We start from the raw sequence: 23742 nt of genomic DNA on the forward strand, positions 1-23742 counted from the left end.
CCCCCCCCCCCCCCCCCCCCCCCCCCCCCCCCCCCCCCCCCCCCCCCCCCCCCCCCCCCCCCCCCCCCCCCCCCCCCCCCCCCCCCCCCCCCCGCGTCCGGGCGGGCAGACTGGCCGCATGACACGGACGGAGCACGTGAGGGCGGACGACGGCGCGCGCCTGTGGGCGTCCCGGTCGGGCGAGGGCACCCCCGTGGTGCTGTGCCACGGCGGCCCCGGCCTGTGGGACATGTTCACCGACGTCGCCGCGCTGCTCGCCGACCGGGCCACGGCGATCCGCTGGGACCAGCGCGGCTGCGGCCGCTCCGAACGGTGCGACGGGCCGTGGACGAGCGAGCGGTTCGTCGCCGATCTCGACGCCGTACGCCACCACTTCGGCCTGAAGCGCATGACACTGCTCGGTCACTCCTGGGGCGCACAACTGGCGTTGAGCTACACGCTGGCCCACCCCGAGCGGGTCGACACGCTCATCTACGTCTCCGGGACCGGCATCGGCCCGGACGCCGACTGGAACCCCGCGTACCACGCGAACCTCCGCGCCCGGCTCGGCGAACACCCCGAACGCCTCGGCCGCTGGCAGGAGTTGACCGACCGTCCCACACTGACCGAGCCCGAGGAACGGGAACGCGCGGTCCTCCAGTGGTCCCTCGAGTTCGAGGACCGCGAACGGGCCCTGGACCATGCCGCCCACATGGCCGACCCCTGGCTCGGCATCAACGCCGAGTGCAACACGACCCTCAACGCCGAGCGCCGGCGAGCCTGGGGCACCCCCGAACTGTCCGCCGCCTGCCAAGCCCTCGACGTGCCCGTGCTGATCGTCGACGGCGCCCGCGACATCCGCCCACGCTCGGCGGTGGACTCGCTGGAGCGGGCCCTGCCCCGGGGGCGACGGGTGATCCTGCCGGACGCCGGCCACCTGCCCTGGGTCGACGACCCCAAGGGCTTCCGCGAGGCGGTGGCGCGGGCACTGTGACGGCATACCGGCCGCGCCGACCGGCCGGTGATACTTGGCCCATGGCCCTCGACCTGCGCACCGCCCACACCGCCGACCTCACTCCCGCCGAACTCGGCTCCGTGCGCAGCCTGTTGTACGACGCCTTCGACGCCGACTTCGGCGACGAGGACTGGGACCACACCCTGGGCGGCGTACACGCCCTCGCGTACGACGAGCGCGGGCTCGCCGGGCACGGCGCGGTCGTCATGCGGCGCGTGCGGTACCGGACCCGATGGCTGCGCGTCGGCTACGTCGAGGGAGTCGCCGTCCGCCGGGACGTCCGGCGCGCCGGGGTCGGCGGCCGGATCATGGGCGCCCTCGAAGGAGTCGTCACCCGTGCCTACGCCCTCGGGGCGCTCTCGGCGAGCGACGAGGGTGCCCTGCTGTACACCTCCCGCGGCTGGCGGACCTGGGCCGGACGGATCTGCGCGCTCGGCCCCGACGGCGTGGTCCGGCTGCCCGAGGAGGAGGGCAGCACCTTCGTGTGGCCCGGACCGGCCGACGTGGACGACCCCGAGGCCGAGCTGGTCTTCGACTGGCGTGACGGGGACGTACTCTGACACCACGTCAGACCGGGGCGCAGCGGCTCACCGGCGTCCCGGCCACCCTCCGGATCACAGACCCCGACCCCGAGCGCCCCACCCGTCACGTGGGTTACGTGACCACACCGGAACCCGCCTCGACTGCGGCTGTACGGGCCCTCGTCAGGGAGCTGAGGACGACAGTAAAAGGCCAGGTCAGCCCGGTGCGACTCGATTCACCGTCTCATATAGTAGGAAGCCCAAGTAATTGTGGAGACAGGCTCGCTCTCCTCGCTTATTTTTGTAGAAGCCGAACGTCTCGCTCGACCAAGCGAATGGCGGTCGTGAGCCGGGCACCGCGCAGGCAACCCCTGCGGCCCGAAGCTCCCCGCCCCTTCCGGCGTCTCTTGTCCGCCTTCCGGGTTTTCGAAGGAGTCGATCCCCCATGGCCGAGACGACCGTCCGCCGCCGAGTCCGCCACGTCTCCCGTACGAGCGAGTCCGACCGCAGGAACGCCGCCGCCGCCCTCCAGCGGGCCCTCGACCGCCGCGACAACGGCGGCGAGACCGGCCACTGAGCCCAGCCCGCCCGGGCCGCACCACGACGGGAGCCGCACCCGCGCGGGGTGCGGCGCGGTCTCACCGGCCGCGCCGCACCTCGAAGTGGTCGACACGCCGACCGGTGTCGGTGAACGCCGACACCTTCAGCAGGGGATCGGACCCACCTCGCGCCTCCACGGACAGCACGGAGAAGCCCCGGTAGCGCACCCGCGACCACTCCACGGTCTCCGGACTGCTCTGTCGTGACTTCGTCCAGTGGAAGGTGTCGACGGACTCCCGCTCGCCGACGTGCCCCTCGTAGCTCTCCTGCACGCCCGCCGGGAAGCCGTACAGGTCCTTGCCGCCCCCGCCGGCCGTGACGTACACGATCCCGTCCCGGGTCGGGTCAGTGGAGCCGCCGATCGGCACCGGCCTGCCCACCTCGCCGTTCTTCACGGCGTCGGTCCGCTCGTAGACGTGGTTGTGCCCGTTGATCACCAGGTCCACCTGGTGCCGGGCGAACAGTGGCAGCCACTCCGCGCGGACACCGCCGTCGGAGGCGTGGGCGGAGGTCGAGTAGGCGCAGTGGTGGAAGAAGACCACGACGAAGTCGACCCCCTTCGCCGCCCGCAGCTCACCCAGCTCGGTGTCCAGCCACGCCGTCTGCTTGCCCTCCGAGTAGCCGAAGTTGGCGGGAATCTCGTACGACACGTCGTTCGCGTCCAGCGCCACGACACCGACGTTGCCGTACGTGAACGCGTACACGCCCGGTGCCGTGCGAGGGTCGAAGCCGCTGTCCGGGAGGGAGAAGCGGGCCAGCTGGCCGCCGTAGCCGTCGGGTGAGTACCAGGCCTCCATGTCGTGGTTGCCGGTCGTCACCATCCACGGCACCGACTTGGCCACCGGCTCGGTCTGCTTCAGGAACAGGTCCCAGAAGCGGGCGTCGTAGCCGTCCGACTCCTTGCCGGTGCCGTTGGTGTTCGCGTAGCAGATGTCGCCCGCGTGCAGATGGAAGGCGGGCTTCTCCCGCAGCAGCACCTGATCGTTGGCGGCCGCCGCCTTCCCGACGCCCTGGTCGCCGAACGCGGTGAACACGAACGTCTCCGGGTTCGCGGGCGCCGTACGGAACGAGGCGATGGCGGAGCGGTGCTCCGGGGCGGCCGGGTCGAAGCCGTCGTGGCCGACGCCGTAGTAGTACGTCGTGCCGGGCAGCAGGTCGTCCAGGGCCGCGTGCAGGTAGTACTGCTCGACGGCGGGCCGCACGCCCCCGACCCCCGGGGTGTGCAGGTCGCGCACCTCCGCCTCGATCCTGCGGCCCAGGTCGTCCGGGCGCGCCCCGACGCGCACGTAGGGCTTCTTGACGGTGGCCGGCACCTGCCAGGAGATCCGCATCTGCGTCCTGGGGTCGGCGCCGAACGCGAGATGGCGGCCGAAGGGGGTGACGGCGGAACCGGGGGCCTTGTCCAGGGACGAGGCCGAGAGGGTGGGAGTCGCCCCGGCGGACGGTTTCGACCCTCCCGAGCAGCCGGTCAGCAGCCCGCCCGCCACCGCGCCCGCCGTCACCAGCGTGCGGCGCCGGGACAGCTTGGTGCGCAGGTACTCGTACTGTTCCGCCATGCTCATCCGGCTCGCGAGCCTGGGCGGGATGCCGAAGTCCGGGGTCTCCATGAGGGTGAACTTCCCAGCAAACCCCAACACCCGTCCAACGCACGGGTGAACGCAACCCGACGGGATGAAGCCGTCCCCCGCGCGCATGTCCGGATGGCGGACACCCTGTGTCATCCCATGGGACGAGGAGTAGGGTGCCCGCATGTCTCGCAGCCTCAATCTCGCAGTGATCCCCGGTGACGGCATCGGCCAGGAGGTCGTGGCCGAAGGTCTGAAGGTGCTCTCCGCCGTCCTTCCGCAGGATGTGAAGCTGGAGACCAAGGAGTACGACTTCGGCGCCCGGCGCTACCACGCCACCGGTGAGACCCTCACCGACGCCGACCTCGACGCGCTGAAGAAGCACGACGCCATCCTGCTGGGCGCCATCGGCGACCCGTCGGTGCCGTCCGGCGTCCTGGAGCGCGGCTTCCTGCTCAAGCTCCGCTTCGCCTTCGACCACCACGTCAACCTGCGCCCGTCGAGGCTCCTGCCCGGTGTCGCCACCCCGCTGGCCGGCGAGCCGAGCATCGACTTCGTCGTGGTCCGTGAGGGCACCGAGGGCCCGTACACCGGCAACGGCGGCACGATCCGCAAGGGCACCGAGCACGAGGTCGCCACCGAGGTCTCCGTCAACACCGCGTTCGGTGTCGAGCGCGTGGTCCGTGACGCCTTCGCCCGCGCCCAGGCCCGCCCGCGCAAGAAGCTCGCACTGATCCACAAGAACAACGTGCTGACCTTCGCCGGTCACCTGTGGACCAACATCTTCAACAAGGTGGCCGCGGAGTTCCCCGACGTCACCACCGAGTACATGCACGTCGACGCGGCCACCATCTACCTGGTGACCCAGCCCGAGCGGTTCGACGTCATCGTCACCGACAACCTGTTCGGCGACATCATCACCGACCTCGCCGCGGCCGTCTCCGGCGGCATCGGCGTCGCCGCGAGCGGGAACATCAACCCCTCCGGCGCGTTCCCCTCGATGTTCGAGCCCGTCCACGGCTCGGCCCCGGACATCGCCGGCCAGGGCAAGGCCGACCCCACCGCCACGGTCCTGTCCGTCGCCCTCCTCCTGCGCCACCTCGGCTACGACGCCGAGGCCGCCCGCATCGACGAGGCCGTCTCCGCCGACCTCGCGGAGCGCACCGGCAAGCCCGCCCGCTCCACTTCGGAGATCGGCGACGCCCTCTCCGTACGAGTAGCCGGCTGACCCGCCGAGTCACTCGAAACCTTTCGAAGCCGCCGGGTCGCATCCGCACCCGGCGGCTTTTCGTATGCCTCGCCGGGTGCCACCATCATCCCCTGGGCCGAGTTCACCCCGTTTTCTTCCGCCGCCAGGCTCGCGAGATAATCGAACGCGGAGCCGCGGTGTGAGGGAATGCTCGGACGCCCTAGCACTGACGACTGGCAGTACAGGCGTGAGCGCGGCCCGTCACTACAACCGGTGAAGGACAACCACTCATGACGACGCCCACGATCGAGCTCAAGCCGTCCGCCCACCCGCTCTCCGCCACGGAGCGCGAGGCGATCCTGGACAATCCCGGGTTCGGCCGCCACTTCACCGACCACATGGTGACGATCAAGTGGACCGAGGGCCGCGGCTGGCACGACGGCCAGCTCGTTCCGTACGCGCCGATCCCGCTCGACCCGGCGACCAACGTCCTGCACTACGCCCAGGAGATCTTCGAGGGCCTCAAGGCCTACCGCCGCCCCGACGGCTCCGTCGCCACCTTCCGCCCCGACAAGAATGCCAAGCGCTTCCAGGCCTCCGCCCGGCGCCTCGCCATGCCCGAGCTGCCGGTCGAGACGTTCATCGAGGCGTGCGACGCCCTGGTGGGACAGGACAAGGACTGGGTCCCCGCCCACGGCGGCGAGGAGTCCCTCTACCTGCGCCCCTTCATGATCGCGACCGAGGTCGGCCTGGGTGTGAAGCCCGCCAACGAGTACCTCTTCATCGTCATCGCCTCCCCGGCCGGCGCCTACTTCCCCGGCGGCGTCCAGCCCGTCTCCATCTGGGTCTCCGAGGACCACGTCCGCGCCGTGCCCGGCGGCATGGGCGACGCCAAGACCGGCGGCAACTACGCGGCCTCCCTGCTCGCCCAGGCCGAGGCCGCCGCCCAGGGCTGCGCCCAGGTCTGCTACCTGGACGCGGTCGAGCGCAAATGGGTCGAGGAACTCGGCGGGATGAACCTGTACTTCGTCTACGGAAACAAGATCATCACCCCCTCCCTCACCGGCTCCATCCTGGAGGGCGTCACCCGTGACAGCCTCCTGGCCGTCGCCCGTGACCTCGGCTACGAGGCCGAGGAGGGCCGCGTCTCCGTCGACCAGTGGCAGCGGGACTCCGCCGACGGCACGCTGACCGAGGTCTTCGCCTGCGGCACCGCCGCGGTCATCACCCCCGTCGGCACCGTCAAGCGCACCGGCGCCGAGTGGCAGCAGTCGGGCGGCGAGCCCGGCAAGGTCACCCTCGAGCTGCGCCGGGCCCTGCTGGACATCCAGCGCGGCACGGCCGAGGACAAGCACGGCTGGATGCACGAGCTGGGCTGACCCGCACCGTAGGGGCCGCTTCGGACTCGGGTCCGGAGCGGCCCGTTATTCAGCGGCGGCCCAGGGTGCAGGCCGTATAGAACGTACGAGTGAACGTACTGCTCTGCGCCGCCTGTGGGCGCCAGTTGACCGAGCCCGTCCGGCAGCTCGGCGAGATGCCCCCGTATCCCGGCTGGGACGGCCTTCCCGGTCCGGACGGCCGGCGGCACGGCCCCCCGAGCGTCCCGCGCGGGACGTACGTCGTCGATCCGCTTCCCTTCGGGGCGCCGTTCGAGCCGGTCGGGGCCGACGCGGAGGACGAGTACGACGGCATCGTGCCCGGTGGCATGTGGATGTCCGACGAGCGGGGCCTGCTCGTCTCGGCGGGCCCGCGCGGCACCTACGTCCTGCATCCGGACGACGTCGTGGACCTCGCCTTCCACCCGGACACCTCCCGCCTGGGCGGCTGCTGCGGTGCCGACCCCCACCGCGGCGTCAACCGGGTCTGTTCCTGCGGGGCCGAGGTCGCCATCGAGGGCAGCGATTGCTCGGGCGGCTACGAGACGCGACTCGTCCCGGACGCCGTCCGTGTGGAGGCGGCCGTGTGACCACCCGTAGTGCGGGCCGAGACGGCCCATGCCTCGCCGGCGCGGCCCAGCCCCGGCCGGCGCAAGTCCTCCCGGCCAACAACCCGTCCGTCAACGTCGGCCACAACGCCGTCACCGTCGCCTTCGACTCCGCCTCCCCGGACCTCGTCCCGGGCGACACGAACGACACCGTGGACCTATTCGTACGAAAACTGCTCGCATCCTGAGACGGGCGTGAGACGGGGGCAGGGCTGTGCCAGACTGCCTCCGTGCTCTCGTTCGCCACGATTATTGGCAGCAGGCGCGCCGGTCCGCAGTGACCGCCACGTACGACCAGGTACGGGCGGCCATCGTGTCCTCGACCCGCGCGCAGACCTCTCGCACCCGCGAGAGGTTTTTCGTTTTCCTGGCCCACCTTCAGCCGGGAAGGGAGCGCGAGGGACCAGGGGGGACGGTGGAGCCGGTCATTCCGGTAGACCGAGATTTCATACAGGAGCCTTGACACCATGACGGAAACCAGCGAGCTCGACGACTCCTTCCACGTCTTCGACACCACCCTCCGCGACGGCGCCCAGCGTGAGGGCATCAACCTCACCGTCGCCGACAAGCTGGCCATCGCACGGCACCTGGACGACTTCGGCGTGGGCTTCATCGAGGGCGGCTGGCCCGGCGCCAACCCCCGCGACACCGAGTTCTTCGCCCGCGCCCAGCAGGAGATCGAGTTCCGGCACGCCCAGCTGGTGGCGTTCGGCTCCACCCGCCGCGCCGGCGCCAAGGCGTCCGAAGACCCCCAGGTCAAGGCACTCCTGGACTCGGGCGCCCCGGTGATCACCCTCGTCGCCAAGTCCCACGACCGGCACGTGGAACTCGCCCTGCGCACCACGCTCGACGAGAACCTGGAGATGGTCCGCGACACAGTGTCCTACCTGCGCGAGCAGGGCCGCCGCGTCTTCGTCGACTGCGAGCACTTCTTCGACGGCTACCGCGCCAACCCCGAGTACGCGAAGGCGGTCGTCCGCACCGCCTCCGAGGCCGGCGCGGCCGTCGTCATCCTCTGCGACACCAACGGCGGCATGCTCCCCGCCCAGATCCAGGCCGTCGTCTCCACGGTCCTGGCCGACACCGGCGCCCGCCTCGGCATCCACGCCCAGGACGACACGGGCTGCGCGGTCGCAAACACCCTGGCCGCCGTGGACGCCGGCGTGACCCACGTCCAGTGCACCGCCAACGGCTACGGCGAGCGCGTCGGCAACGCCAACCTCTTTCCGGTCGTCGCCGCCCTGGAACTCAAGTACGGCAAGAAGGTCCTCCCCGACGGCCGCCTGCGCGAGATGACCCGCATCTCCCACGCCATCGCCGAGGTCGTCAACCTCACCCCCTCCACCCACCAGCCCTACGTCGGCGTCTCCGCCTTCGCCCACAAGGCGGGCCTGCATGCCTCCGCCATCAAGGTCGACCCCGACCTGTACCAGCACATCGACCCCGAACGCGTCGGCAACACCATGCGGATGCTGGTCTCCGACATGGCCGGCCGCGCCTCCATCGAGCTCAAGGGCAAGGAACTCGGCATCGACCTCGGCGACGACCGCGAACTGGTCGGCCGGGTCGTCGAGCGGGTCAAGGAACGCGAGCTCAAGGGCTACACGTACGAGGCGGCCGACGCGAGCTTCGAGTTGCTCCTGCGCACGGAGGTCGACGGCAGGCCGTTCAAGTACTTCGATGTCGAGTCCTGGCGCGCCATCGTCGAGGACCGCCCCGACGGCACCCACGCCAACGAGGCCACGGTCAAGCTCTGGGCCAAGGGCGAGCGCATCGTCGCCACCGCCGAGGGCAACGGCCCGGTCAACGCCCTCGACCGCGCCCTGCGCGTCGGCCTCGAGAAGATCTACCCCCAGCTGGCCAAGCTCGACCTGGTCGACTACAAGGTCCGCATCCTGGAGGGCGTCCACGGCACCCAGTCCACGACCCGCGTCCTGATCTCCACCACGGACGGCTCGGGCGAGTGGTCCACGGTGGGCGTCGCCGAGAACGTCATCGCGGCGTCGTGGCAGGCCCTGGAGGACGCGTACACGTACGGTCTGCTGCGGGCGGGCGTGACACCGGCGGAGTGAGCCGGGTGGGGTGACTCGGGTGGGGTTTCCCGGGCGGGATGCGCGTTGAACCCTGGACCACCCTGGACCAAGAATCGCCCCACATGTCTGATATTGGGGTACTTCGGGTAGCTTCGAAGTATGAAGGTCGTGACACCGACCCGAGGCCTCGCCGGACTGCTGATCGCGCTGGCGCTCGCCGCCCTGACCCTGTTGTCGGCGGGCGCCCCGCGTGCCGGTGCTGTCACGAGCGTCTCGACGATCGCCGCGGCCCTCCGCGAGAGCCCGGTCTACGTCGACCCCGCCGCCTCCGGCCAGCTGTCGCGGGCGGACGCGAACGCCTTGGAGAAGCAGATCAAGGACGCGGACAAACCGCTGTTCATCGCGGTGCTGCCCGAGAGCTACCCGAAGCAAAACCTCTTCACGGACCTGCGCACGGCCACCGGCGTCACCGGCCTGTACGCGATCCGCCTCGGCGACGAGTTCAGCGCCCGCGCCGACTCCGCCGTCCTGTCCAACGCGGCCGTGCGCAACCTCGTCAACAGCGTCAGCGATGAGCCGAACGCCAAGACCCAGCTGGACGACTTCACCGACCGCGCCCTGGTCAACATGGGCGGCTCGGCCCCGACCGGCTGGGGCTCCACCGGCGGCAACGGCGGAGTCTCGACCACCGGCCTGATCGCCGCGGGCGCGATCCTGGTCGCGGGCAGCGCGGGCGCGTACACCCTCGTACGCCGCAACCGCCGCCGCCACGAGAACGAACAGCGGGCCGCCCTGGAGCGACTGCGCGTGGTCGTGGACGAGGACATCACGGCCTTCGGTGAGGAACTGGACCGCCTGGACTTCCATCCGGCCGAGACGGGCGCCGACGACGCGATGCGCGCGGACTACGAACGCGCGCTGGACGCCTACGACAAGGCGAAGACGCAGATGGGGGAGGCCCGCAGACCGGAGGACGTCCGCGAGGTCACCCAGGCCCTGGAGGACGGCCGCTTCTCGCTCGCGCAGCTCGCCGCCCGACGCGAGCACCGACCCCTGCCGGAACGTCGTCCGCCCTGCTTCTTCGACCCCCGTCACGGCCCGTCGGTGGCCGACGCCACCTGGACGCCGCCCGGCGGCGCCTTGCGCGAGGTCCCGGTCTGCGCGGCCGACCGCACCCGCCTGGCCGACGGCCGCGACCCCGTCATCCGCGAGGTGGACAGCGACTACGGCCGCCGCCCCTACTGGGACGCCGGCCCGGCCTACGGCCCCTGGGCCGGCGGCTACTTCGGCGGCGGCCTCCTGCCCGGCCTGCTCGTCGGCACCCTGCTCGGCAGCATGATGGCGACCCCGTCCTACGCCGCCGACTACGGCTCCGGTTACGGCGACTTCGGGGGCGGCGGCTACGAGGGCGGCGACGTCTCCGGCGCGGACTTCGACTCGGGCGACTTCGGGGGGTTCGGCGGGGGAGGGGACTTCGGAGGGGGCGGGGACTTCGGTGGCGGGTTCTGAGGCCGGGTGGAGATGAGCTTGGGCAGGCGCACGGGCCCGGCGCGGGGAGCGCCGGGCCCGTGGACGTGATACGGGATGAGACCTCATACGGGATGAGATGGCGTGCTCGATGAGGCGGGTGCGTCGAGGCGGGTGCGTCGTCAGAGAGTGGACGCCGCCGAGGCGATGGCGGAGGCGAAGGTGGAGACCTCCGTGTAGACGCCGGGGGCGTTGGGCTGGGCGCAGCCGTCGCCCCAGCTGACTATGCCGACCTGGATCCAGGCGCCGGCGTTGTCCTTGCGGAACATCGGGCCGCCGGAGTCGCCCTGGCAGGTGTCGACGCCGCCCGCGGCGAAGCCGGCGCAGATCTCCTGGCTCGCGACGAGGCCGCTGTAGAGGCCGCCGTACGCCTTGCAGGTGGCGTCACTGATGAACGGCACCGTGGCCTTGAGCATGTAGCGCTGCTGGGCACCGCCCTCGCGCGCCGCTCCCCATCCGGCGACGGTGAAGTCACCGGTGTTGTACTGCGTGGAGGTGGCGATCTTCAGCGTCGGCAGGTTGATCGGCTGGGCGAGCTTGATGAGCGCCCAGTCCTTGCCGGTGCCGTTGTAGCCGGGTGCCTGCAGGACCTTGGTGGAGCGGACCTGGACGCGGCCGCTGCTGGACTGGAGGTCCACGACTCCGGCGGTGGCCGTGATGCTGGTGGTGGCGCCGGAGCCGTTCACACAGTGCGCGGCCGTCAGCACGATCTGCTGGGTGTAGAGCGCGCCGCCACACCCCATGGACAGCCGGACCATGAACGGGAACTCGCCCTGCGCGGCGCGGGTTCCGCCGACCACGGGCGAGGGGGCCGCCTGGGCGGCGGAAACGGGCTGAAGGCTGGCGATCGCGAGGGCGGCGGCGCCGATGGCAGCGCATCTCTTGAGGGCCGTGAGGAGCTTCTTCAACGTGATGCCTTCCGTGGGGGGCAGACATGAAGGGAATGACCTGTTCATGTCAAGGCAAGATCCGCAAACACTTGATCGCCTGCTGACATGGTCTGGTCAAATTCTGCTGCTGGATTATGAGAACGCCACAAGCGCCCGCACAAGGGGCGAGATCCAGCCACCCGCTGCCGCCGTGTCTCCTCCGTCACCGCAGTCGATGTGAACGACCTTGGCGCCTGCGCAGCCCACGGCGCCGACACGCCGAGCGCCCGCCCTCCCCAAGGCGGGGGAGTGGAGGGCGGGCGCGCTCAGGGGGCGTCAGTGCAGCGCCGTAGGGCGGAACCTCACGCGTTGCGGATCGCCGAGATGTCGAAGTTCAGCTTGATCTTGTCGGAGACCAGGACGCCGCCCGTCTCCAGCGCCGCGTTCCACGTCAGGCCCCACTCGGAGCGCAGGATCTCCGCCTGGCCCTCGAAGCCGACGCGCTCGTTGCCGAAGGGGTCCTTCGCAAAGCCGTTGAACTCGAGGTCGACGGTCAGGGGCTTGGTGACGCCGAGGATGGTGAGGTCGCCGGTGATGCGGTAGTCGTCGCCGCCCAGCGCCTGCGCCGAGGTCGAGCGGAAGGTCATCGTCGGGAACTCGTCCGTCTTGAAGAAGTCCGAGCTCTTGAGGTGGCCGTCGCGGTCGGCGGAGCCCGTGTCGATGCTCTCCATCTTGGCGTCGATGGACGCGGTGGACGCGGACGGGTCACTGCCGTCCAGGTGCAGCGAACCGGTGAAGTCGAGGAACTTGCCCTTGACGTTGGTGACCATCGCGTGGCGCGCTACGAAGCCGAGCGTGGAGTGCGCCGCGTCGATCGTGTAGTCGCCGGTCAGCGCGGCCAGCTCGGGGTTCACCGCGGCGGCGTCTGTGGCTGCGGCGGTCGTGTCGGGGGTGTTCTTGCGGCCGAAGATGCCCATGACGTGCTCCTGGGGGACGGGTCCTGAACGGGTCCAGAGCGGGTCCAGTAGGTTGCTGAACCCGTGTTGTTGAATCTTCAATCGATCCGACAGTCGTGACCCTAGACCCATTCTGTTCAATATTCAACATCATCCGCAGCGCATCGGCGGCACTACTTTCCGTTCCCATGCGTCGCTCCACGTGATAGACGCCGAAGCATGCCCCCTACCCGTCGCGCCCTCCTCCGCACCGCCCTCCTCGCCACCACCCCCGGCCTTCCGGACCCCACGCCCGACCCCCACACCCCCCTCCGCCACCGCTGGCTCACCCTCGCCCTCGGCGCCCGCCACGACTACGACCCCACCGCCGAGCCCTACGCCTCCCGCCTCTCCGACACCGGCCGACGCGCCCGTGCCCACCGCGCCGCCATGGCCCCCGCACTCACCTCCCTGTGGCCGGACCGCCCCTACGACCCCCCGTCCGGCCTCACCCACAGCTACAGCCGTCTGTGGACCATGACCCAGGCCTACGTCCAGCCCGCGACCGGCTCCACCGGCGACCCCGCCCTCCTCGCCGACATCCTCCGCGGCCTCGACCACCTCTCCGACACGGTCTACAACCCCTCCGCCACCCGCTACGGCAACTGGTGGGAATGGCAGATCGGCAGCCCCCGCCTCCTGATGGACATCACGGTCGCCCTCCACGACCACCTCACCGACGGACAACGAGCCGCCGCCTGCGCCGCAGTCGACCACTTCATCCCGGACGCGATGCTCACCGACTACTCCGGTACCTCGACCGGCGCCAACCGCGTCGACCTGTGCCGCTCCGTCGCCCTGCGCGGCATCGTCGGCCGGGCCGGAGACCGGATCGCCCTCGCCAGGGACGCGCTCTCGCCGGTCTTCCCGTACGTCACCCGGGGGGACGGGCTGTATGCCGACGGCTCGTTCGTCCAGCACAGCTGGGTCGCGTACTCGGGGACGTACGGCCAGGTCATGCTGGACGGGCTCGGCCGCCTCCTCGCCCTGCTCGCCGGATCCCCCTGGGAGGTGACCGACCCGAACCGGCGGATCGTGCTGGACAGTGTCGAGCGGGCCTACGCGCCGCTGATCCACGACGGGTTGGTGATGGACTGCGTCAACGGTCGGGCCATCAGCCGGGGGCATCTGAAGAGCGACGACCGGCAGGTGATGCGCAGTGACCACTTCCACGGGCAGGCGCTCATCGCCGCCCTCGCCCTGCTTGCCGAGGGGGCCGACCCGGGCGAGGGGGAGCGCGAGCGCTGGCACGGTCTGATCAAGGGGTGGATCGAACGGGACGATGTGAGCCCCCTCCTGACGGCGCCCCAGTTCGGTGTCGCCGACCTCGCGCGGCTGCACGCCGTCGCCGACTCCGCCGTACCGGCCGCCCGGGAGCCCGTCGGCCACCACCTGTTCGCGGCGATGGACCGCGCCGTCCACCGTCGTCCCGCCTTCACGGCGAGCATCTCCATGGCGAGCGACCGCATCGCCCACTACGAGTGCGGCAACGGCGAGAACCCGCGCGGCTGGCACACGGGAGCCGGGATGCTCTCCTGGTGGGCCGGGCGCACGGATCAGTACAGCGACTGGTTCTGGCCCACGGTCGACTGGTACCGGCTGCCCGGCACCACCGTCTCCACCCGGCGCCTCCCCGACCGCGCGGGCGGCGAGTGGGGCGAACCGAAGCCGGATGTGCGGTGGGTCGGCGGTACCACCGACGGGGAGTACGCGGCGATCGGGCAGCACCTCAAGGGGCTCGGTTCCACGCTCCAGGCCCGCAAGTCCTGGTTCTGCGTGGCCGACGCGGTGATCTGCCTCGGCGCGGACATCACCTGCGCCGACGGGGTGCCGGTGGAGACGGTCGTGGACAACCGGAACCTGGGTGAAGGCGGCACCCAGGCCTTCGTGCGGGGGCGGAACTGGGCGCACCTGGAGGGCCACGGCGGTTGGATCGTGCTGGACGGCGAGTTGCGGGCGCTGCGCGAGGACCGTGCCGGCGCCTGGGCCGACATCAACGTCGGCGGTACGACCGAGCGGCGCACCCGGCGCTGGCAGACGCTCTGGCTCGACCACGGCACGGACCCGGCCGGGGCCACCTACGCCTACCTCCTGCTCCCCGGTGCCTCCCGCCGGACGGTCACGGCCCGGGCAGCCGCGGGGGGCCGGCTGTCGGTCCTCGCCAACGACGGCGACCGGCAGGCGGTGACCGTGCCCTCGCTCGGTCTCACGGCGGCCAACTTCTGGCGGGGTGGCACGGCGGGCCCGCTGTCCGCCTCGGCGGGCGCGAGCGTGCTGGTCCGGCGCAGGGGGCGTACCGCTACGCTCTGCGTGAGTGAGCCGCTCCGGACGGGTGAGCCGCTGGAGATCCTCTGGGATCACCCCGTGGCCGGGGTGGTGCGGGCGGACCCGTCGGTCGACGTACGCTCGACGGGCCGCCGGACGAGACTCCGTGTCACTCCGGGGGCGGTATGCGCCACACATGTCTGTGAGCTGGCTCTCAGCCCCTGACTTTGTGTGACTCCTACAACGGGCAGGCCCTCTGAGCAGTCAGAAGGGCTGCATGGCGGTGTGGTTCTGTTCAGTGGTACCAGGAAAACGCGCCGGAGACTGTGAGGAGTCGACGGCCCGCTTTCCTTGCTTGTCTTCGTAAGGTCGCTACATGACCGTTTTGGAAGAGACGACGGGTGAGTCGACCGACGGGCCGACAGAGGAGCCGACGGACGCTCGCGGCCGCGTCGCCGAGTTGCACGGGATCCGTGCGCAGGCGCTGGCCGGGCCGAGCGAGAAGGCGACCCAGGCGCAGCACGCCAAGGGCAAGCTGACCGCCCGGGAGCGGATCGAGCTGCTGCTCGACGCCGGCTCCTTCCAGGAGGTCGAGCAGCTGCGCCGGCACCGGGCGACCGGGTTCGGTCTGGAGGCCAAGAAGCCGTACACGGACGGTGTCATCACCGGCTGGGGCACGGTGGAGGGCCGCACGGTCTTCGTCTACGCCCATGACTTCCGCATCTTCGGTGGTGCGCTGGGCGAGGCCCACGCCACCAAGATCCACAAGATCATGGACATGGCCATCGCGGCCGGTGCCCCGCTGGTGTCCCTGAACGACGGCGCCGGCGCCCGTATCCAGGAGGGCGTCTCCGCTCTCGCCGGGTACGGCGGCATCTTCCAGCGCAACACCAAGGCGTCCGGAGTCATCCCGCAGATCTCGGTGATGCTCGGCCCGTGCGCGGGCGGCGCGGCCTACAGCCCCGCCCTGACCGACTTCGTGTTCATGGTCCGCGAGACCTCGCAGATGTTCATCACCGGCCCTGACGTGGTCAAGGCGGTGACCGGCGAGGAGATCACCCAGAACGGCCTCGGCGGCGCCGACGTGCACGCCGAGACCTCCGGCGTCTGCCACTTCGCCTACGACGACGAGGAGACGTGCATCGCCGAGGTGCGCTACCTCCTCTCCCTCCTCCCGCAGAACAACCGCGAGAACCCGCCCCGCGTGGAGGCCACCGACCCGGCCGACCGTCGCGGCGACGTCCTGCTCGACCTCGTCCCGGCGGACGGCAACCGGCCGTACGACATGGTCAAGGTGATCGAGGAGATCGTCGACGACGGCGACTACCTGGAGGTCCACGAGCGCTGGGCGCGCAACATCATCTGCGCGCTGGCCCGCCTCGACGGCCAGGTCGTCGGCATCATCGCCAACCAGCCGCAGGTGCTGGCGGGTGTGCTGGACATCGAGGCGTCGGAGAAGGCCGCGCGCTTCGTCCAGATGTGCGACGCTTTCAACATCCCGATCGTCACCTTCCTGGACGTCCCCGGGTTCCTCCCCGGTGTCGACCAGGAGCACGGCGGCATCATCCGGCACGGCGCGAAGCTGCTGTACGCCTACTGCAACGCCACCGTGCCGCGCATCTCGCTGATCCTGCGCAAGGCCTACGGCGGTGCGTACATCGTCATGGACAGCCAGTCCATCGGCGCTGACCTCACGTACGCCTGGCCGACCAACGAGATCGCCGTGATGGGCGCGGAGGGCGCGGCCAACGTCATCTTCCGCCGCCAGATCGCCGACGCCGAGGACCCCGAGGCCATGCGTCAGAAGATGGTCAAGGAGTACAAGGCCGAACTGATGCACCCGTACTACGCGGCGGAGCGCGGCCTCGTCGACGACGTCATCGACCCGGCCGAGACCCGCGAGGTGCTGATCAAGTCCCTGGCGATGCTGCACACCAAGCACGCCGACCTGCCCTCGCGCAAGCACGGCAACCCCCCGCAGTAACCCGGCGGACAATTCCCGGTACTTCCGCGGAAACCTCTCTCACGGAGACTGACACCCATGGAAACCCCTGACATCCGCGTCGAGAAGGGCCACGCCGAGCCCGAGGAAGTCGCCGCCATCACGGCGATCCTCCTGGCCCGTGCGGCGGCCCGCACCTCCGAGCCCACCCCGACGCACCGCGGCCGCGCCAAGGCCGGCTGGCGCCGCCTGGAGCGCGAGGGCGGCTTCCGCGCCCCGCACAGCTGGCGTTAGGCTGCGCCGCTCAGCTGTTCCCCTGCACACCAAGAAGGGCCCCTCTTGCCAGAGGGGCCCTTCTTCGCGTCCCCAAGGGGCGCGGGGAACTACGCGACTGGCCACTGACCGCCCGCAGACGGCCTACGACCGTCCGGGGCAGCTCAGTGGCCGTCGGTTCGCTACCGAAGACGCGCCATCAGCGCGTGCTCCACGAGAGTGATCAGCGCCGACTTCGCGTCAGCCCTGTGCCGGGCGTCCGTCGTGATGATCGGGGTGTCCGGGCCGATCTGGAGCGCTTCGCGGACCTCGTCGGGGTTGTACGGCTGGTTGCCGTCGAAGCCGTTGAGGGCGATCACGAAGGGAAGGCCGCTGTTCTCGAAGTAGTCGACGGCCGGGAAGCAGTCGGCCAGGCGGCGGGTGTCCACGAGGACGATCGCGCCGATGGCGCCGCGCACCAGGTCGTCCCACATGAACCAGAAGCGGTCCTGGCCCGGCGTACCGAAGAGGTACAGGATCAGGTCCTGGTCCAGCGTGATGCGACCGAAGTCCATGGCCACCGTGGTGGTGGTCTTGTCTCCGGTGTGGGTGAGGTCGTCGATGCCTGCCGAAGCAGACGTCATGACGGCCTCGGTACGCAGCGGGTTGATCTCCGAGACGGCCCCGACGAACGTGGTCTTGCCCACGCCGAAGCCACCCGCCACCACGATCTTCGCTGAGGTGGTGGAGCGGGAAGGACCGCCGCTAGAGCTTGCGAAGTCCACTGAGCACCCTTTCGAGCAGTGTCACGTCTGGCTGGCCGCCGGCGTTCTCGTCGCCGCCGGGCTGATGGATGGCGACCAGGCCCGCCTCCGCCAAGTCGGCGACGAGGATCCTGGCCACGCCGAGAGGGATCGTCAGGAGCGCCGAGATCTCGGCCACCGACTTGATCTCGCGGCACAGGTTGCAGATCCGCTGATGCTCGGGCAGCTGGCCCTGCATCTGATGCGGCTGCGCGGTGGTGTGCACCAGCGCCTCGATGGCGAGCTGGTACCGAGGCCTGGTGCGGCCGCCCGTCATGGCGTACGGGCGCACCAGAGGGTTGTTCGACGCCCCGGCGGGCGCGGGCTCGGGGCCTCGGCGCTGCGGCTGCACGGGCTGGATGCGCGGCGCCGACGGCTGGTCGTACGGCGACGGCCCGGGGCCCTGGGGACCCTGGGGCGCGTACGGCTGCCGCCCGTGGCTGGGTGCGGAGGGGAAGTTGTACCGGTTCGCCGAGCCGTCGCCCTGGCCAGGGCCGTACGACCAATTGCCCGAAGACGAACCGCCTGGGGGTGTTGCCACTTTCTCTCCTCCTCCGACTGTGCCGGGCACCCATCGCTGTGGAAGCCGCGTCCCGAAACTTTACGGCCACGGGACGCCAAAACGCACCGTCCGATTGTTAGTTGAGCAGGCTCCCCTGGAGCTCCGCACGAAGGTCGGGCGTCAGGACCGAGCCGGCGCGGTCCACCAGAAGGGCCATCTCGTACCCAATGAGACCGATGTCCGCCTCGGGGTGGGCGAGAACCGCGAGCGAGGAACCGTCGGATACGGACATGATGAAGAGGAATCCCCGCTCCATCTCCACAACCGTCTGGTTCACGGCGCCCCCCTCGAAGATCCGCGAGGCGCCCGCCGTCAGTGACGTCAGACCGGATGCGACGGCCGCGAGCTGGTCGGCGCGGTCGCGGGGAAAGCCTTCGGACATCGCCAGAAGGAGTCCGTCGGCGGAGACCACCACCGTGTGGGACACCCCCGGGGTGTTGTCCACGAAGTTGGTGATCAACCAGTTCAGGTTCTGTGCCGCCTGGCTCATCGGGCTCACACTAACGCTCCTGGTTGTAGGTGCTGTCAGGACCGAAGCCCTGGCCGTTCGTTTCACTGCCTGCGCTGCGTCCGCGCTGGACGCCCCGACGCAGGTTGCTCAGCCTGCCCCGGACGTCCTCCGGGGCGCGGGAGATCTGTGGACCGCCCTGGGGGGTGGTCTCGGCGGCTCCCTCGACCAGGTTGGCCTTGGGCACCCGCCGCGGCAGACCGGACGAGGTGACCCCGCCTGCCTTGGGCTTCCGGAGCTGCGAGGCCTGCTGCCAGCGCGCGTCGTTCGCCGAACGCCAGTCGCCGTCGCCGTTGCTCTCCGACGTGGGGGCCGGGGCATCCTGGCGCGCGGGCCGCGTGCCGTTCGAACCACTCGTGTTCGAACCACTCGCGAAGGACCCGCGGCGAGGAAGCCCGGAGTCGGTCAGCTGGTGACCGGCGGAGGGGGCCGGTTCCGGACGGTCGAAGCCTACGCGGTCCTGCTCACCTGCGTCAGCGGCCTGCGTGGATTCCGCTTCCGGAGCGTACTGGTCCGGGTAGCCGTTCTGGAAACCGTTCTGCTGCGGCTGCTGAGGCCAGTCGTCCTGGTAGGGCTGCTCCTCGTAGGCCTGGTAGCCCTCCGGCGCTGAGGCGCGGGCCGACGCGGGCTCCTCCTGGGCCGGCTCCGGATAGGAGGGCTCAGGGTAGCCGCCGTTCGACGAGAAGGACTCACCGCCGTTCGGCGTGAAGGTGTCGCCCTGCGGCAGACCGCCGTTCGGCGCGAAGTACTGCTCGTCGTACGACGGGCGCTGTTGCTCCTCGTACGCGGTCTGCTGCTGCTCGTCGTACGCCGTCTGCTGGTCGTACGCGGTCGTCTGCTCCGGGTAGCCGCCGTGGCCGTTGTCGTAGGCGGGCTGCTGTGCCTCGAACTGGTCGGGGTATCCGGGTGTCTCGGGGGACTGCTGGCCCTGCGTCTGGGCCTCCAGGGCCGCGCGGCGCTCCTCGCGCATCAGGGAGCGGCCCACGGGGTCCAGCTCCCGGATGTCGTCCGGGACCTCGGTGTAGCGGCTGTCGTCGAAGCCGAGCTCCGCGGCCGTGCGCATGGGCGGCAGCTGGTTGAAGTTCTCGCCCTGGAAGGACTGCTGCTCCGGGATGATCTGCGAGACGGTGAACTCGTCGGAGCCCAGCGCGGTCTCGCCGCCACCGCCGTGCGTGATCGCGTCCGGCAGCATGACCAGCGAGGTGGTTCCGGCCTGCTCACCCGAGGGGCGCAGCTGGACGCGGATGCCGTGCCGGTCGGACAGCCGGCCGACCACGAAGAGGCCCATGCGCTGGGAGATCGCGGCGTCGACGGTCGGCGGGTTGGCCAGCTTGTGGTTGATGTCCGCGAAGTCCTCGGCCGTGAGGCCGATGCCCTTGTCGTGGATCTCGATCATGATGCGGCCGTCGGGGAGACGGGTCGCGGTCACGCGGACCTTGGTCTGCGGGGAGGAGAACGTCGTGGCGTTCTCCAGGAGCTCGGCGAGCAGGTGCACGAGGTCGGTCACGGCGCGGCCGTGGATCTCGGCCTCCGGGACGCCGGAGAGCTCGATGCGCTCGTACTGCTCCACCTCGGAGGAGGCGGCGCGCAGCACGTCGACCAGCGGGACCGGCTGGTCCCAGCGGCGTCCGGGCTCCTCGCCGGCGAGGACGAGGAGGTTCTCGCCGTTGCGGCGCATACGGGTCGCGAGGTGGTCCAGCTTGAAGAGGTTCTCCAGCTGGTCCGGGTCGGCCTCGTTGTTCTCCAGGTCGGTGATCAGGGTCAGCTGGCCCTCGATCAGCGACTGGTTGCGGCGCGAGAGGTTGGTGAAGATCGCGTTGATGTTGCCCCGCAGCAGCGCCTGCTCGGAGGCGAGCCGGACGGCCTCACGGTGGACCTGGTCGAAGGCGCGGGCGACCTCGCCGATCTCGTCCGTGGTGGTGATCGGGATGGCCTGTACGCGGGTGTCGACGCGGCCGGGGTCGGTGCGGGAGAGCTGGTCGACCAGCATCGGCAGACGCTGCTCGGCGATACCGAAGGCGGCGTTGCGCAGCTGGCGCATCGCGCGGCTCATCTGGCGGGCCATGAGACCGGCGATGATGAACGCGGCGAGCAGGGCGACGACGACGATGGCGCCGTTGATGTAGGCGTCGCGCTGGGCGTCGGAGGCGATCTGGCCGGCGTCGGTCACGGCCCGGTTGATGAGCTCGGTCTCGACCTGGTTGTAGCCCTCGAACTTCGCGGTCGCGGCCGCCATCCACGTGGAGGGGGTGATGCCCTGCTGTTGCAGCTGGGCGGGCGTGCGGCCGCTGCCGATCGCGGTGATCATCTCGGTCATCGAGGGCGGCGCCACGACCGTCTTGCCCGCAGCCTCCTCCTTGGCCTGGGCCGACGCGAACTGCTTCTTGGCCTCCTCGGTCTTCTGCTTCATGACCTCGGTGAGCCGGGCGGCGTCCTGCGTGGTGCCACCGGAGACGTACTCCTGGACGGCGACGTTCTCCAGGTAGGCGTACGAGGTGAAGGCGGTGACCTGCTGCCGGTAGATCTTCTGGTCGCTGCTGGGCCGGACCAGCAGGTGCATACCGATGGAGCGCTGCAGGGACTCGGCGCCCTTGGCGAGGGCGACCGCGTAGACCGTGCGGCCGTAAGCCGTGATGTTGCCGGTGCCGAGGCCGAGCTCGTTGGAGAACTCCATCAGCAGGTGCTCGACCGCGACGTAGCCCTCTTCGGTCTTCGTCGGGTCCATGGACTCGGTGTAGGCGGCCTGGCGGATCTGCTCCAGGGACGGCTCGGCCTTCTCCACCAGGTTCAGCCGGCGCTCCAGGCCCTGCCCGGCCGGCATGCCGACGACTTCCTTGTGGAAGGCGGCGGCCTTCTCGTCGGTGAGGGAGCGGGCGTCCTTGACGACCTGGCTGTTGCGGTCGCCGCTGAGGAGGGGCTGGGCGGAGACGTCCCGCTCGTTGAGGAGGGCCTCGGCGTACCCACCGGCGGCGGCCACGATCTTCGCGACCTTCTCGGCGTCGCGGGCTTCCTGCCAGGTGTCGATCGAGTTCTTCACCTGGAAGCCGCCCATGACCAGGCCGACCAGCACGGGTATGAGCAGGATCGCGTTCAGCCGGGTGGGCACCCGCCAGTTGCGCGGGGAGAGACGGCCGCCGCTCTTGGCTGGTGGGGCCGTCGGCTCCGAACCGGGCACAGGGGCGGGCGCCGCTCCGCGCGGCGGCGGGGTGAAGTTGCCCCGCGCCGCCGGCTCGGGACTGTTCTTGCTTCGCCTCACTCGACCAACAACCTCTCGGCGGTCGGCACCTTCGTCGTGCCGCAGTGTCTCAGAGCCCGGTCCGCCATCGACCAACCAGTACCTAGTACAAGTACGTCTTTGACTATTGGGCAGTTCAGGCATTCCAGCACGAGGGCCTGCGCTCTTCCAAACATGGGAAAGAGATGGTTCCGAGTGATGTAAGCCCCAGATAAAACGGTCATAAAGAACGAGCCCCGCCAAATGACGGGGCTTATGTGGACGCAGCGAGACCGGTTGAACGCGACGCGTGTCGGTACCACCCGATTCCTCTGCCGAAACGTTATGAACACCGGAGCCGACCGTGTCAAAGGCCACAGCCGACTCCGGAACGTCTACGACAACTGCCGTACCGCTCTGATCACTTGAGAGCTATCTCAGCCGTGCCATCAGGGCGTGTTCCACCAGCGTGATCAGCGCACTCTTGGCGTCCGCGCGGTGGCGGGCGTCCGTCGTGATGATCGGGGTGTCGGGCCCGATCTGCAGGGCCTCGCGCACCTCCTCCGGCGCGTAGGGCTGCTGCCCGTCGAACCCGTTGAGGGCGACGACGAACGGCAGGCCGCTGTTCTCGAAGTAGTCGACGGCCGGGAAGCAGTCGGCGAGACGGCGGGTGTCCACCAGGACCACCGCGCCGATGGCGCCGCGCACCAGGTCGTCCCACATGAACCAGAAGCGGTCCTGGCCCGGCGTACCGAAGAGGTACAGGATCAGGTCCTGGTCGAGCGTGATGCGGCCGAAGTCCATGGCGACCGTGGTGGTCGTCTTGTCCCCGGTGTGGGTGAGGTCGTCGATGCCCGCGCTCGCGGACGTCATGACGGCCTCCGTGCGCAGCGGGTTGATCTCGGAGACGGCGCCGACGAACGTGGTCTTGCCCACGCCGAAGCCGCCCGCCACCACGATCTTCGCGGAGGTGGTCGCCCGGCCCGCGTCAGAGCTTGCGAAGTCCACTGAGCACCCTTTCGAGCAGTGTCACGTCAGGTGCACCGCCGTTGTTCTCGTCGCCACCCGGCTGGTGGATGGCGACCAGGCCGGCCTCGGCGAGGTCGGCCACCAGGATCCGCGCCACACCGAGCGGCATGGCGAGCAGCGCCGAGACCTCGGCGACCGACTTCACCTCACGGCACAGGTGGCAGATCCGCTGGTGCTCGGGAAGCAGCCCCATGAGCGCTGCCGGGTCGGCCGTGGTGCTGATCAGCGCCTCGATGGCGAGCTGATAGCGCGGCCGGGTCCGCCCGCCGGTCATCGCATACGGACGTACCAGCGGCTGGTCGCCCTCGTCCCCGTACGGCTCCGCGTACGGATCATGAGAGGCGGTGGGCGGGGTCATGAATCCTCCGGGCGGGACAGCAAGTGGGTCAGTCAAGCCGTCTGACGAGGCCGGTGGGGGGATTGTGGCGGCCGGACGGTGATTTGGTGAGGTGGGTGGTGCCGGAACTGATCAGTGGAGCAGACTGCCCTGGAGCTCAGCGCGCAGGTCGGGCGTGAGCACGGCGCCCGCGCGGTCGACCAGAAGCGCCATCTCGTAGCCGACGAGGCCGATGTCGCACTCGGGGTGGGCGAGGACGGCCAGCGACGAACCGTCCGAGACGGACATCAGGAAGAGGAACCCGCGTTCCATCTCGACGACCGTCTGCGCCACGCTGCCACCCTCGAAGATCCGGGAAGCCCCGGCGGTCAGCGAGGTGAGCCCGGACGCCACCGCGGCGAGCTGGTCCGCGCGGTCGCGCGGGAAACCTTCGGACATCGCCAGAAGGAGACCGTCGGCGGACACGACGACGGTGTGGGACACACCCGGGGTGTTGTCCACGAAGTTGGTGATCAACCAGTTGAGGTTCTGTGCCGCTTGGCTCATCTGGCTC

At 70.3% G+C, this 23742-nt stretch carries 22 protein-coding genes; 12 read left to right on the forward strand and 10 right to left on the reverse strand.

Annotation, left to right across the window (positions count from 1 at the left end):
* Positions 1 to 118: 118 nt before the first annotated feature.
* From AC067M_RS15805 to AC067M_RS15815, 3 genes are all read left to right on the forward strand, one after another.
* Positions 119 to 973: an alpha/beta fold hydrolase gene (locus AC067M_RS15805; protein WP_478697574.1), complete on the forward strand. Its 855-nt coding sequence runs from the start codon at positions 119 to 121 to the stop codon at positions 971 to 973.
* 41 nt (positions 974 to 1014) lie between these two features.
* Positions 1015 to 1554 (forward strand): GNAT family N-acetyltransferase, encoded by a 540-nt coding sequence (locus AC067M_RS15810; RefSeq protein ID WP_478697575.1) that lies wholly within the window; start codon positions 1015 to 1017, stop codon positions 1552 to 1554.
* Positions 1555 to 1960: 406 nt separating this feature from the next.
* Positions 1961 to 2092, forward strand: a complete 132-nt coding sequence (locus tag AC067M_RS15815; RefSeq protein WP_103811235.1) for a hypothetical protein — start codon at positions 1961 to 1963, stop codon at positions 2090 to 2092.
* A 61-nt stretch (positions 2093 to 2153) separates the two neighbouring features.
* On the opposite strand, the gene AC067M_RS15820 is transcribed toward AC067M_RS15815, so the two are convergent.
* On the reverse strand, positions 2154 to 3722 hold the full coding sequence (locus AC067M_RS15820; protein WP_478697576.1) for a purple acid phosphatase family protein: 1569 nt from the start codon (positions 3720 to 3722) through the stop codon (positions 2154 to 2156).
* A gap of 142 nt (positions 3723 to 3864) precedes the next feature.
* Here AC067M_RS15820 and AC067M_RS15825 point away from each other — a divergent pair, with 142 nt between their 5' ends.
* The 6 genes from AC067M_RS15825 to AC067M_RS15850 all read left to right on the forward strand — a co-directional run bounded on the left by AC067M_RS15825 (position 3865) and on the right by AC067M_RS15850 (position 10395).
* On the forward strand, positions 3865 to 4908 hold the full coding sequence (locus tag AC067M_RS15825) for a 3-isopropylmalate dehydrogenase (RefSeq protein ID WP_478697577.1): 1044 nt from the start codon (positions 3865 to 3867) through the stop codon (positions 4906 to 4908).
* 251 nt (positions 4909 to 5159) lie between these two features.
* Complete coding sequence (locus AC067M_RS15830) at positions 5160 to 6248, forward strand: branched-chain amino acid aminotransferase (RefSeq protein ID WP_478697578.1); 1089 nt, start codon at positions 5160 to 5162, stop codon at positions 6246 to 6248.
* A gap of 89 nt (positions 6249 to 6337) precedes the next feature.
* On the forward strand, positions 6338 to 6835 hold the full coding sequence (locus tag AC067M_RS15835; RefSeq protein WP_478697579.1) for a hypothetical protein: 498 nt from the start codon (positions 6338 to 6340) through the stop codon (positions 6833 to 6835).
* Positions 6832 to 7041: a hypothetical protein gene (locus tag AC067M_RS15840; protein WP_478697580.1), complete on the forward strand. Its 210-nt coding sequence runs from the start codon at positions 6832 to 6834 to the stop codon at positions 7039 to 7041. The genes AC067M_RS15835 and AC067M_RS15840 overlap by 4 nt, the downstream gene beginning before the upstream one ends.
* A gap of 279 nt (positions 7042 to 7320) precedes the next feature.
* Positions 7321 to 8925 carry a citramalate synthase gene (gene cimA, locus AC067M_RS15845; RefSeq protein WP_478697581.1) on the forward strand — a complete coding sequence of 535 codons (1605 nt, stop codon included), beginning with the start codon at positions 7321 to 7323 and terminating at the stop codon, positions 8923 to 8925.
* A 120-nt stretch (positions 8926 to 9045) separates the two neighbouring features.
* The gene (locus tag AC067M_RS15850) at positions 9046 to 10395 is read left to right on the forward strand and encodes a hypothetical protein (protein ID WP_478697582.1); all 1350 of its coding nucleotides are present in this window, start codon (positions 9046 to 9048) and stop codon (positions 10393 to 10395) included.
* 140 nt (positions 10396 to 10535) lie between these two features.
* Here the strand turns inward: AC067M_RS15850 and AC067M_RS15855 are convergent, their stop codons facing one another.
* Complete coding sequence (locus AC067M_RS15855; RefSeq protein WP_478697583.1) at positions 10536 to 11321, reverse strand: S1 family peptidase; 786 nt, start codon at positions 11319 to 11321, stop codon at positions 10536 to 10538.
* Between the two features lie 323 nt (positions 11322 to 11644).
* On the reverse strand, positions 11645 to 12259 hold the full coding sequence (locus AC067M_RS15860; protein ID WP_478697584.1) for a YceI family protein: 615 nt from the start codon (positions 12257 to 12259) through the stop codon (positions 11645 to 11647).
* A gap of 198 nt (positions 12260 to 12457) precedes the next feature.
* On the opposite strand from AC067M_RS15860, the gene AC067M_RS15865 reads away from it, so the two are divergent.
* The 3 genes from AC067M_RS15865 (at position 12458) to AC067M_RS15875 (ending at position 16778) form a co-directional block, all read left to right on the forward strand.
* Positions 12458 to 14767, forward strand: a complete 2310-nt coding sequence (locus tag AC067M_RS15865; protein WP_478697585.1) for a polysaccharide lyase 8 family protein — start codon at positions 12458 to 12460, stop codon at positions 14765 to 14767.
* Between the two features lie 151 nt (positions 14768 to 14918).
* Positions 14919 to 16526 (forward strand): acyl-CoA carboxylase subunit beta, encoded by a 1608-nt coding sequence (locus AC067M_RS15870; protein WP_478697586.1) that lies wholly within the window; start codon positions 14919 to 14921, stop codon positions 16524 to 16526.
* A 57-nt stretch (positions 16527 to 16583) separates the two neighbouring features.
* Positions 16584 to 16778 (forward strand): acyl-CoA carboxylase subunit epsilon, encoded by a 195-nt coding sequence (locus AC067M_RS15875; RefSeq protein ID WP_478697587.1) that lies wholly within the window; start codon positions 16584 to 16586, stop codon positions 16776 to 16778.
* A 161-nt stretch (positions 16779 to 16939) separates the two neighbouring features.
* Here the strand turns inward: AC067M_RS15875 and AC067M_RS15880 are convergent, their stop codons facing one another.
* The 7 genes from AC067M_RS15880 to AC067M_RS15910 form a co-directional block, all read right to left on the reverse strand.
* A complete protein-coding gene (locus AC067M_RS15880) occupies positions 16940 to 17521 on the reverse strand; it encodes a GTP-binding protein (RefSeq protein WP_026248371.1) in 582 nt (193 codons plus the stop codon).
* Positions 17502 to 18080, reverse strand: coding sequence for a DUF742 domain-containing protein (locus AC067M_RS15885; protein ID WP_478697588.1), 579 nt, complete (start codon positions 18078 to 18080; stop codon positions 17502 to 17504). The genes AC067M_RS15880 and AC067M_RS15885 overlap by 20 nt, the downstream gene beginning before the upstream one ends.
* A gap of 97 nt (positions 18081 to 18177) precedes the next feature.
* Positions 18178 to 18591: a roadblock/LC7 domain-containing protein gene (locus AC067M_RS15890; RefSeq protein ID WP_007384910.1), complete on the reverse strand. Its 414-nt coding sequence runs from the start codon at positions 18589 to 18591 to the stop codon at positions 18178 to 18180.
* A gap of 10 nt (positions 18592 to 18601) precedes the next feature.
* Positions 18602 to 21865 carry a sensor histidine kinase gene (locus AC067M_RS15895; RefSeq protein WP_478697589.1) on the reverse strand — a complete coding sequence of 1088 codons (3264 nt, stop codon included), beginning with the start codon at positions 21863 to 21865 and terminating at the stop codon, positions 18602 to 18604.
* A gap of 390 nt (positions 21866 to 22255) precedes the next feature.
* Entirely contained in the window at positions 22256 to 22831 is a 576-nt protein-coding gene (locus tag AC067M_RS15900) for a GTP-binding protein (protein ID WP_133930189.1), read from the reverse strand.
* Positions 22812 to 23210, reverse strand: a complete 399-nt coding sequence (locus AC067M_RS15905; RefSeq protein WP_019058642.1) for a DUF742 domain-containing protein — start codon at positions 23208 to 23210, stop codon at positions 22812 to 22814. The genes AC067M_RS15900 and AC067M_RS15905 overlap by 20 nt, the downstream gene beginning before the upstream one ends.
* A gap of 111 nt (positions 23211 to 23321) precedes the next feature.
* On the reverse strand, positions 23322 to 23735 hold the full coding sequence (locus AC067M_RS15910; RefSeq protein ID WP_003993189.1) for a roadblock/LC7 domain-containing protein: 414 nt from the start codon (positions 23733 to 23735) through the stop codon (positions 23322 to 23324).
* Positions 23736 to 23742 lie beyond the last annotated feature (7 nt).

Source organism: Streptomyces sp. NPDC043427 (genome assembly GCF_056436655.1).

Excerpts from the sequence above, each read along its gene's own strand:
- AC067M_RS15805 (WP_478697574.1), top strand. The coding sequence starts at position 119 with ATGACACGGACGGAGCACGTGAGGGCGGACGACGGCGCGCGCCTGTGG.
- AC067M_RS15810 (WP_478697575.1), top strand. The coding sequence starts at position 1,015 with ATGGCCCTCGACCTGCGCACCGCCCACACCGCCGACCTCACTCCCGCC.
- AC067M_RS15815 (WP_103811235.1), top strand. The coding sequence starts at position 1,961 with ATGGCCGAGACGACCGTCCGCCGCCGAGTCCGCCACGTCTCCCGTACG.
- AC067M_RS15820 (WP_478697576.1), bottom strand. The coding sequence starts at position 3,722 with ATGGAGACCCCGGACTTCGGCATCCCGCCCAGGCTCGCGAGCCGGATG.
- AC067M_RS15825 (WP_478697577.1), top strand. The coding sequence starts at position 3,865 with ATGTCTCGCAGCCTCAATCTCGCAGTGATCCCCGGTGACGGCATCGGC.
- AC067M_RS15830 (WP_478697578.1), top strand. The coding sequence starts at position 5,160 with ATGACGACGCCCACGATCGAGCTCAAGCCGTCCGCCCACCCGCTCTCC.
- cimA (WP_478697581.1), top strand. The coding sequence starts at position 7,321 with ATGACGGAAACCAGCGAGCTCGACGACTCCTTCCACGTCTTCGACACC.
- AC067M_RS15850 (WP_478697582.1), top strand. The coding sequence starts at position 9,046 with ATGAAGGTCGTGACACCGACCCGAGGCCTCGCCGGACTGCTGATCGCG.
- AC067M_RS15860 (WP_478697584.1), bottom strand. The coding sequence starts at position 12,259 with ATGGGCATCTTCGGCCGCAAGAACACCCCCGACACGACCGCCGCAGCC.
- AC067M_RS15865 (WP_478697585.1), top strand. The coding sequence starts at position 12,458 with ATGCCCCCTACCCGTCGCGCCCTCCTCCGCACCGCCCTCCTCGCCACC.
- AC067M_RS15870 (WP_478697586.1), top strand. The coding sequence starts at position 14,919 with ATGACCGTTTTGGAAGAGACGACGGGTGAGTCGACCGACGGGCCGACA.
- AC067M_RS15875 (WP_478697587.1), top strand. The coding sequence starts at position 16,584 with ATGGAAACCCCTGACATCCGCGTCGAGAAGGGCCACGCCGAGCCCGAG.
- AC067M_RS15890 (WP_007384910.1), bottom strand. The coding sequence starts at position 18,591 with ATGAGCCAGGCGGCACAGAACCTGAACTGGTTGATCACCAACTTCGTG.
- AC067M_RS15905 (WP_019058642.1), bottom strand. The coding sequence starts at position 23,210 with ATGACCCCGCCCACCGCCTCTCATGATCCGTACGCGGAGCCGTACGGG.
- AC067M_RS15910 (WP_003993189.1), bottom strand. The coding sequence starts at position 23,735 with ATGAGCCAAGCGGCACAGAACCTCAACTGGTTGATCACCAACTTCGTG.